At 73.1% G+C, this 5,672-nt stretch carries 5 protein-coding genes and 1 pseudogene; 4 read left to right on the top strand and 2 right to left on the bottom strand.

Annotation, left to right across the window (positions count from 1 at the left end; all coding sequences use genetic code 11):
- Positions 1–249, top strand: a pseudogene (locus tag KDL01_RS38700) (hypothetical protein); the annotation flags it as partial.
- A gap of 239 nt (positions 250–488) precedes the next feature.
- Here the strand turns inward: KDL01_RS38700 and KDL01_RS38695 are convergent.
- A complete protein-coding gene (locus KDL01_RS38695) occupies positions 489–1,640 on the bottom strand; it encodes an FAD-dependent monooxygenase (RefSeq protein WP_212533697.1) in 1,152 nt (383 codons plus the stop codon).
- Positions 1,641–1,870: 230 nt separating this feature from the next.
- On the opposite strand from KDL01_RS38695, the gene KDL01_RS38690 reads away from it, so the two are divergent.
- From KDL01_RS38690 to KDL01_RS38680, 3 genes are all read left to right on the top strand, one after another.
- Positions 1,871–2,659 carry an Lrp/AsnC family transcriptional regulator gene (locus KDL01_RS38690; RefSeq protein ID WP_212533696.1) on the top strand — a complete coding sequence of 263 codons (789 nt, stop codon included), beginning with the start codon at positions 1,871–1,873 and terminating at the stop codon, positions 2,657–2,659.
- Positions 2,660–2,874: 215 nt separating this feature from the next.
- Positions 2,875–3,855: an aldo/keto reductase gene (locus tag KDL01_RS38685; RefSeq protein WP_212533695.1), complete on the top strand. Its 981-nt coding sequence runs from the start codon at positions 2,875–2,877 to the stop codon at positions 3,853–3,855.
- A gap of 84 nt (positions 3,856–3,939) precedes the next feature.
- Entirely contained in the window at positions 3,940–5,169 is a 1,230-nt protein-coding gene (locus KDL01_RS38680) for an ROK family transcriptional regulator (protein ID WP_212533694.1), read from the top strand.
- Positions 5,170–5,248: 79 nt separating this feature from the next.
- On the opposite strand, the gene KDL01_RS38675 is transcribed toward KDL01_RS38680, so the two are convergent.
- On the bottom strand, positions 5,249–5,672 hold a 424-nt coding region (locus tag KDL01_RS38675), incomplete at its 5' end, for a ricin-type beta-trefoil lectin domain protein (RefSeq protein WP_212533693.1).

Genomic DNA, 5,672 nt, shown 5'->3' with positions numbered 1-5,672 from the left:
CTGGGCGGGACGGTACGGCTGACGTCGGTGCTGCTGACGGCGTCGGACGCCACGGCGGCGGTGCGGCTGGGCGGGCAGGAGATCGGGAGCCAGCTCGATCCGCACCTGGAGCGCAGCCGCCGGGCCGCGGTCTATCTCGAGGACACGGCGCCGGCGTCCGTCGTGCGGGTGGCCACGGACGGGCGGACGGTCGAGGAGTTGGCCCGGGCGGTCATCGCGCTCACCGGGTGGCTTGAGCAGACGGGCTGAGGGGCGGGCGCGCAGCCGGGGAACGCGCGGGGTAAGTGGCGCGGCCGGGCCCGCTCTTGTCAGAGGACTGTCGAAGGCTTAATTTCACCTGAGCCCCACCTGGCTTCGGCGAGATCAGAGCATGGACACGCAGGCGCTCGTGTTCTGATACCGGGCTCCCACGCGACCGCGTCCCTCCGGCCTGGTGCGGAGGGGCGTGGTCCCGTCTCGGCCCGGGGCACGGCGCGGGCTGCGACGCCTTAGATCGGCTGGACCATCGCCTCGAGGACGCGCTGGGTCAGGCCCGCGTGGTCGAAGTCCCGGTGCGCGGCGGGGTCCATCTCCCACTCGCCGATCCGCGCCGAGGACTCCACGATGAGTTTGCAGCGGTCATAGCGGCGTTCGACGTACGCGGTGAACGCGAGCTCGAGGTCGCCTTCGGCCGCCTGCAGGCAGTCGGCGAGCACGATCGCGTCCTCGATGGCCTGGGCGGCGCCCTGGCCGAGGTGCGGGGTGATGGCGTGGACGGCGTCGCCGAGGAGCACGATGCGGCCGCGGTGCCACGGGGCCGGGGCGATCAGGTACTCCTCGGGGCGCAAGACGATGGCCGCCGGGTCCTCGACGAACTCCTCGCGCACCCGGCCGGCGAGGCCGCCGAAGGGGGCCAGGCAGGCGCGCAACACGTCGGCCTGGTCCTGCTGCGGCAGGCGCACGGCCCGGTCCCAGGCGGTGTTGTAGAAGACGTAGGCCAACTCCGGGCCGATGGGCACGAAGCCCGCCATGCCGTCGGGGCCCTTCTGCAGGATGATCCGGTCGATCTCCGGCAGCCGGGGGATGTTGAGCCGGAACGCCGACTGGCCCAGGTAGCGCGGCTCGAGCGGTTCGCGCAGCACCAGCGGCCGCACCTTCGAGTGCACGCCGTCCGCGCCGACCACGAGGTCCACCGTGCCGCGGGTGCCGTCGGAGTACACGACCTCGACGCCGTCGGGGCCGTCGTGCAGCGCGGTGAAGGTCCTGCCGTATTCGAGTACCGCGCCGACCTGCAGCGCCCGGTCGGTCAGGATCCGGTGCAGCTGCGGGCGGGTGAGGCCGTTCATCGGCGGCAGGTCGCAGCCGGGGATACGGGCGCCGGGCATCTCGCCGACCTGTCGGCCCTCGGTGTCGAGCACCCGGCCCCAGGCGGTGGTGGAGAATCCGGCGTCCAGGCAGGCCTGCGCGCAGCCGATCGCGTCGAGCGCGCGCAGTGCGTTGACCGGCTGGATGATGCCGACGCCGTAAACCGAGGAGTGCAGGTCCGGCCGGATCTCCAGCACGGTCACCGCGTATCCGGCGCCGCGCAGCGCGATCGCGGCGGACAGCCCGCCGATTCCGCCGCCGACTATCAGGACTCTGTCTCTGGTGCGCTCGCTCATGAATCTCCTCCACCTCGTCTGTGCCGGAAACGGCCTGTGCCGCAACGGCGTGTACCGGAATACGGCTCGTGCGGCGAGAACTTAGTGAAGCCCCTGACCTGGGGGAAGCGAGATCACGTGCATTATTATTCTGCGCACCGCGCGGAATCCGGGCGGTGGAGGAAATCCGGGAAAAAACCCGGCGCCGATACCGGCGGCTGGAGTCGGCAGTGCGGCTCCGGGTGCGCGGGATGAAGCACGAGGCGCATCTGGGCCGGGACACCTGGATCGTGCGGCTGGCCTGCCTGCCGGGCACGGCCGCGCAGCTGGCCGGGGATCTGTCGCGGCGGCCGGACACCCAGTACATCGATCTCGTCTCCGGCGGCAGCGAGGTGGTGTGTGCGATGACGCCGCGCACGCGGCAGGACCGGGACCAGGCGTTCCTCGACCGGCTCCAGCCGGCCCGGGGCGCCACCTCGGTGTCCGCCTCGTGCATCCTGCGCACGTTCTACGGCGGGTCCCTCGGCTGGCTGCGTAAGATCAACGCCCTGACGCAGGCGCAGGAGGCGGCGCTGCGGGCGCCGATCGACCCGGACGGGGCCCTGGTCGCGCTGGACGATCTGGACGAGGCGCTGCTGGCCGCGCTGCACCGTGACGGCCGCGCCACGCTGGCCGAACTGCAGGGCGAGACCGGGCAGTCCGAGTCCGTCGTGACGCGGCGGCTGCAGCGGCTGCGCGGCTGCGGGGCGCTGTACTTCGCGGTCGAATACGACCACGAACCGCTCGGCCGGGGCGTGGAGGCGATGCTGTGGCTCACCGTCCCGCCAAGCCGCGTCGCCGCGGTCGGGCAGGCGGTCGCGACGCATCCGGAGGTGCGCTTCGCGGCGGCGGTCACCGGGCGGGCGAACCTGGCGCTGTCGGTGCTGTGCCGCACGACGGACGAGCTCTACTTCTATCTCACCGAGCGGCTCGGCTCGCTGCCCGGGATCGCGGCCATGGAGACCTCGCTCATCCTGCGCAGAATCAAGACCCTGGGCTGAGACTGACGCTGAGGCTGAGGCTGAGATCGCGGCCAGGCGCACCGCTGCGTGCTGAACCCATGGCCGGGCGTACCCCCGAGCCTGCGGCTGAGCGTGTGCGGCCGGCGGCGGCGGGTGACCGCGGTGAGCCCCTCCCCCGGCCCGGGCTGGGCGCGCACTAGCATGGGCCGGGGGGATGATGATCTCTCGGGAACGTGGTGGAAGGCGGATCGCTCATGGAGACCAGGACTCTCGGCCGCACCGGTCGGCGCGTGGGCGTCGTCGGGCTCGGCGCCTGGCAGCTCGGCGCCGACTGGGGCGAGGTGGACGAGGCGGACGCGTTCGCCACGCTGCACGCCGCGGTGCAGGCGGGTGTCAGCTTCATCGACACCGCGGACGTCTACGGCGACGGGCGCAGCGAGCAGTTCGTCGGCCGTTTCCTGCGCGAGGCCGAGGCGCCGCTCACGGTCGCGACCAAGATGGGCCGGCGGGTGGCGCAGGAGCCGGAGAACTACACCGCGGACAACTTCCTGGCCTGGAACGACCGTTCGCTGCGCAACCTGGGCGTGGAGCGGATCGACCTGGTGCAGCTGCACTGCCCGCCGGACCCGGTGTTCGCCGACGACCGGGTGTTCGACGCCCTCGACGACCTGGTCGAGCGCGGCCGGATCGCGGCGTACGGGGTGAGCGTGGAGACCTGCGCGCAGGCGCTGGCCGCGATCGCCCGGCCGAACCTGGCCTCGGTGCAGATCATCCTCAACGCCTTCCGGCTCAAGCCGCTCGAGCAGGTGCTCCCGGCCGCGCAGGCCGCGGGCGTCGGCATCATCGCGCGCGTTCCGCTGGCCAGCGGGCTGCTCTCGGGCCGGTACACGGCCGAGACGGTGTTCGCGGCCGACGACCACCGCACCTACAACCGGCAGGGTGAGGCCTTCGACGTCGGCGAGACCTTCTCCGGCGTGGACTACGAGACCGGGCTCGAGGCGGTGGAGCGGCTGCGCCCGCTGGTGCCCGAGAACGTGACGCTGGCGCAGTTCGCGCTGCGCTGGATCGCGGACCAGGACGCGGTGAGCGTGGTCATCCCCGGTGCGCGCAATCCGGAGCAGGCCCGGGCCAACGCGGCGGCGGGCTCGCTGGCGCACCTGGCGCCCGCGACCCATCAGGCCGTGTCGGAGGTCTACGACGAGCTGATCAGGCCACTGGTACACAAGCGCTGGTAGCAGGAGGTAGCCGGGAACGCCCGGCATGGCCGATACTGCGTGACCACCGGGTGTCACCGGTTTACGGCGAGGCAGGAGCGGACGATGACCGTCGGCAGGGAACGCATCACGATCGGCCTGGCCGCCGGTGCGCCCGAGCACGCCCCGTCGCCCGGCGCCGAGGGCACCCGCGCGCAGCTGTTCGCCGAGGTGCTCACGGCCGGGCCGCTCTCGCGCACCCAGCTGGCCCAGCGCACCGGGCTCTCCCAGTCCACCGTCACCAAGATCGTCAATCCCCTGATCGACTCGGGGTTCGTCACCGAGACCGGGGCGCACAGCGTCGGCATCGGGCGGCCGCAGCGCATGCTCGCGGTCGCCGCCGAGCGCCACGCGGTGATCGGGCTCAAGCTCGCCCCCGGCGCGATCACCGGCGTGCTGACCGATCTGCGCGCCCAGATCCTCGGCCGCGCCGAGCACACCCTGGCCGACGGGCACGACCCGGCGGCCGCGCTGGCCGCCGCGGCCGCGGTGGTCCGCGACCTGCTCGCCGCCGACACCGAGGCGGCGGGCCGGCTCATCGGGCTGGGCGTCGGGGTCGGCGGGCACGTAGAGCCGGGGGCCGGCCGGGTCGTGCACTCCGGCATCCTCGGCTGGGACGACGTATCCGTCGCGGCCCCGCTGGCCGCGGCCACCGGGCTGCCCACCCTGGTGGGCAACGACGTAGACGCCCTGGCGGTGGCAGAACGCTGGTTCGGCCACGGCCGGGGGGTGGAGACCTTCGCCCTGGTCACCGTCGGGCCCGGGATCGGCTGCGGCCTGTTCCTGGACGGGCGGCTGTTCACCGGATCCACCGGCCTGGCCGGGGAACTCGGCCACATCCCGATGCGCGCCGACGGCGAACCGTGCGGCTGCGGGCGGCGCGGCTGCCTCGAGACCCTGGCCTCGGACGAGGCGATCCTGCGCGCCCTGGCCCGAGCCGACGGCCGGCGCCCGGAGTCCATCGAGGACGCGGTGCGCCTCGCCCGCTCCGGCCACCGGCCCGCACAGGCGGCGTTCGCGACCATGGGCGAGGAACTCGGCCGGGCCCTGGCCACCTTGTCGAATCTGGTGAACCCGGCCCGGATCATCCTCGCCGGAGAACGCGCGGACGCCTACGACCTGTTCGGCCCCGCCTGCGAGCGGGCCTGGCAGGACCACGCGTTCTCCACCGCCGCCCGGGACTGCACCCTGACCGTCGACGTGACCGACGACACCCAGTGGGCCCGCGGCGCCGCGTGCCTGGTCATCCGGGAGGCCGTGGCCGGACAGGCCGGCCGCGCCGGACGCCAGCCCTAGCCACCGGGCCGGAACCCGGGGCGGAAAACCGGGACACGCGGCGCCGCAGTGTTCTGACGACAGTGTTCTGACTAGATTCTCAGCCCTCTGCCCAGTTCTCGCTGGCGCTGCCGTTGCAGGTGTAGATGTCGGTCAGCGAGCCGTCCGCGGTCGCACTTCCGGCCACGCTCAGGCACTTGCCGGACTGCACACCGACGACGGTGCCGCCGGAGTTCACCGTCCAGTCCTGGTTGGCCGCGCCGCTGCAGGTGGCGATGTCCACCCCGGCGCGGTCGGCGGTGGAGCTGCCGGTCACCTCGAGGCACTTGCCGGACAGGCCGCCGACGATCGTGCCGTTCGTCTCGAGCGTCCAGTTCTGGCTGGCGCTGCCGTTGCAGGTGTAGATGTCCGCGGTCGAGCCGTCCGCGGTCGCGCCGCCGGTCACGCTCAGGCACTTGCCGGACAGCGCGCCCACCAGGGTCGTGGTGGGGGCGGTGGTGCCGGCGGCGGGGGTGAGGGTGATC

Source organism: Actinospica durhamensis (assembly GCF_018139695.1).
Lineage (GTDB): Bacteria > Actinomycetota > Actinomycetes > Streptomycetales > Catenulisporaceae > Actinospica > Actinospica durhamensis.
This window is presented reverse-complemented; position numbering and strand designations above follow the sequence as displayed.